Origin of the sequence: Salipiger sp. HF18 (assembly GCF_011806505.1) — a bacterium.
Taxonomy (GTDB): domain Bacteria; phylum Pseudomonadota; class Alphaproteobacteria; order Rhodobacterales; family Rhodobacteraceae; genus Salipiger; species Salipiger thiooxidans.
The window spans coordinates 1-3,616 of record NZ_JAATOS010000397.1; the positions used below are offsets into that span (position 1 = coordinate 1).

3 protein-coding genes are annotated in these 3,616 nt (G+C 68.3%); 2 read left to right on the forward strand and 1 reads right to left on the reverse strand.

Annotated features, from left to right (window positions below; all coding sequences use genetic code 11):
• On the reverse strand, positions 1–1,911 hold a 1,911-nt coding region (locus HC022_RS21215), incomplete at its 3' end, for a TonB-dependent siderophore receptor (protein ID WP_167453745.1).
• Between the two features lie 206 nt (positions 1,912–2,117).
• Here HC022_RS21215 and HC022_RS21220 point away from each other — a divergent pair.
• A complete protein-coding gene (locus tag HC022_RS21220) occupies positions 2,118–3,167 on the forward strand; it encodes a hemin-degrading factor (protein ID WP_167453746.1) in 1,050 nt (349 codons plus the stop codon).
• Positions 3,164–3,616 (forward strand): ABC transporter substrate-binding protein (locus tag HC022_RS21225; protein ID WP_167453747.1); only part of this gene is annotated, 453 nt, incomplete at its 3' end. The genes HC022_RS21220 and HC022_RS21225, both read left to right, overlap by 4 nt.

Genomic DNA, 3,616 nt, shown 5'->3' on the forward strand with positions numbered 1-3,616 from the left:
CAGGTTGTGCACCGTGTAGTCCGGCAGATCCTCGAGCAGAGCATCGCGCGCATCCGCCGTATGACGCACCTCCCAGCTGGTGTCGAGCCACTCTCCCCACTTGCGACCAAGCGTCAGGCCGACGGTGGTGGCAGGCTGGTTCCGCCAGTCGGTATCCGGCACGCCGTCGGCATATTCCGTGCCCTGCCCGGTCGAGCCCTGCAGGTCGAAATAGACACCGTTGGAAAGCCCGTAGGAGGCCTCGATCTCGAAGCCCTCGGTCTCGATGCGGCTCAGGTTCTCGGTAGTCGAGCCCGAGGCGCTGTAGCTGGTCACGTCCCACATCTTCGTGCTGTAGTAGTTGCCGCGCACCGAGAAATTGTCGCCCGCAGACAGCACGTCGGTGCCGGCCCAGGAGGCGCCGATCTCCCAGGTCTCGGCCTTTTCGGTGGTGCTCATGCGCCAGTCGTTGATTGCGGCGGAACCGAGATCGTCGATGATCGGCAGACCCTCGGTGTAGGCATAGCTTCCGAAGACCGAGAGCCCGTTGTCGAACTCATAGGCGAGCGCCAGCCCGCCCATCAGCGCGTCGTTTTCGTAGTCGCCGTAATTCTCGGCGCTCTCGACCTTTGATTTCTCCCAGCGCAGCGCCGGGGTGATGGTGAACCCTCCCGCGGTCATCTCGTCTATGACGAAGAGCGCCACGCGGTTGTCCTCGCCGCCCGGGGCGCTGGAGGCGTCGTTGTCCTTGCGCACCCGGCGCGAGACCTCGGCCCCGGTGCGCAGCGAATGCGCCACCCCGCCGGTCAGGAAGCGCGCCTCGTTCTTCACCACGAGCTTTGTGGTCTCGTAGCGCTGCTTGGCGTTGACCGTCGCCTCGAGGAACGGCCAGGTCGGCGTGACCTCGAGCGGCGACGAGCCCGGCACGTAGCTGTAGTCGATCTTCTGGTCGGCATAGGAGAGCGTCGCGGTCAGGTCGACGAGGTCGCTGACCGGGTTGTAGCCGTATTGCAGCGTCGCCTGCTGGGTCTCGGTGGTGCGGTCGACGTTGCCGAAGCTGCCGGCGGTGGTCGAGAAGGTGTCATAGGGCACGTCCTTCTCGTCCGCCGTGGTGCGCGAGAACGACAGGCTGATCGAGTGGTCGTCGTCCTGCCCGAAGGTGTACTTGCCCTTGGCGAGCCACGACGGCGTCTCGAACTCGCTGTTGCCGATCACGTCGCCGTCGCCGTCGATCTGGTCGTCCTGCTGGCGCCAGGTGTAGTTGAGAAGGAACTCCGCCCGGTCGTCGGGCTGCCATGCCAGCGTGGTCGAGCTGGCGGCCCCGGCGGTGTTCGAGCTGAACTCGAGCGTCTGGCCGATGCGCAAACCAGGCACACCGCCGGTGAAATCCGAGGCGTCCTTGGTCTCGAGCCGGACGACGCCGCCGACGATGCCCGAGCCGTATTCGAAGCTGCCGATGGTGCCGCGCAGCACCTCGACCTCGCGGAACAGCAGCGGGTCGGTGAAGAGCTGGGTGCCGATGCGGTAAAGCTCTTCCGAGCCAACCGAGGCGCCGTCGATCTGGATCGCGATCTTCTGATCGTTGCCGTAGGTCGAGTTGGCGCCATAGCCGCGGATGTTGATGCCCGAGCCCTGCGGCGTGGAGCCGTTGATCAGCGTCACGCTGGGGATGGTGTCGAGCAGCTCGGCGATGGTGCCGGCCTGCCGGTCGGCGATCTCCTCGGCGTCGATCGTGGTGCGCGACACGGCGCTGCCGAGGCTCAGGTCGCGCTTGCCCGGCGTCATCCAGAGCGTGCCGAGGAAGCCGCGCGAGACGGCGTCCTGCGAGCCGGTGCCGGCGGTGGTGCCTTCCTGCGCCACGGCAGGCAGGGCGGGGATGGCGCACAGCGCCACAAACAACGCGGTGGAGCCGCGCAGCATTTTGCGAGTCATGGGGTGTTGTCCCTCTGTCAGCGTTTTTCTTGATCGCTGGCCTGGGGCTGGCTGAAACCACGGTAAGGCGCATTTCCGCAGCACCTTCGGGTTTGATACTTGCAGCCGGTACATTATCTTAGTAAAACAGTCAACAAGGACTTGCCAGCCGTCACAAGCGCCAGCCGTCGTTCTTTCCTCACATGCTGAAGAACCGGACAGGTGTCATGACAACCAGCACGCCCACCCCGAACGAGATTCGCGCCGCCCTCACCGAGGCCGGTGCCGCCCGCAGCCGCGACCTCGCGGACCGCCTGAAGATCTCCGAAGCCCAGCTTCTCGCCGCCCAAACCGGGCATGGCGTGATCCGCATCACCGCCCATCCCGACGTCGTCATCCCCGCCGCCGAGCGCATGGGCGAGGTCATGGCGCTGACCCGGGTCGAGGCCGCGGTGCACGAGAAGGTCGGCACCTACGCCAACTACCACCCCGGACCGCATGCCGCGATGGTGCTGGCGGACGAGATCGACCTGCGGATCTTCCCCAAACACTGGGTGCACGGCTTCATGGTCGAGCACGAGGGCGAGCACGGCCTCCGCCGCAGCCTGCAGGTGTTCGACGCCGCCGGCGACGCGGTGCACAAGATTCACCTGCGCGCCGGGTCCGACCTTGCCGCATGGGTCGCCGCCAGGGAGGCGCTGGCCACCGGCGAGACCGCGGACACGCTCGAGGTCGCCCCGCGCGAACCGGTCGAGGCGCCGAAGTCCGACCCTGCGAAGCTCGACATCCTGCGCAAGGAATGGGCGCGGCTGACCGACACCCACCAGTTCCTGCGGCTGTGCTCGAAGCTGCGGATGAACCGGCTCGGCGCCTACCGCATCGCCGGCGCGCCCTTTGCCCGGCGGCTCGATCCGGGCTGCGTCGACCAGATGCTCGAGACCGTGCGCGACCGCGAGACCGCGATCATGCTCTTCGTCGGCAACCGCGGCTGCATCCAGATCCACTCGGGCCCGATCCGCACGCTGCACCCGATGGGGCCGTGGCAGAACGTCATGGACCCGGGCTTCAACCTGCACCTGCGCCGCGACAAGGTGGCCGAGCTCTGGGCGGTCGAGAAACCCACGCAGCGCGGCGCCGCGGTCTCGGTCGAGGCCTTCGACGCCGAGGGCGGGCTGATCTTCCAGTGCTTCGGCGTCGGCAAGGACGGCAACGACCACCGCCCGGCGTGGCGCGAGATCGTGGACGCCCTGCCCTCGGCCGAGGAGGTCACCGCATGAACCGCCGTTCCGTCCTGGCCCTTACCTTCTCCTCCGCCGCCTATCTCGCGCTCGGCGGGCTCGGCGCGGCGACCCGGCCCCCACAGGCCGCGCGCGGCGGGGCCGACAGGCCCGCCACCGGCGGCCCGGGGACCGGGATCACTCAACCCCCCGGCCAGCAGCACCGGCTGATCGCCCGCGACACCACCTCGACCTTCCCGCCCGAGGCTCAGGCCCTTCCGGACGTCGGCTACATGCGCGCGCTCTCGCCCGAGGGCGTGCTCTCGGTCAGCCCCGACCTGATCCTCTCCGAGGAAGGCGCCGGCCCGCCCGAGACGCTCGGGGTGCTGGAAGAGGCCGCCATCCCCTTCATCACCGTGCCCGGCGGCTTCGACGCCGAAAGCGTCGCCGCCAAGATCCGCGCCGTGGGCGACGCGCTCGAAGTGCCCGACGAGGCCGAGGCGCTGGCC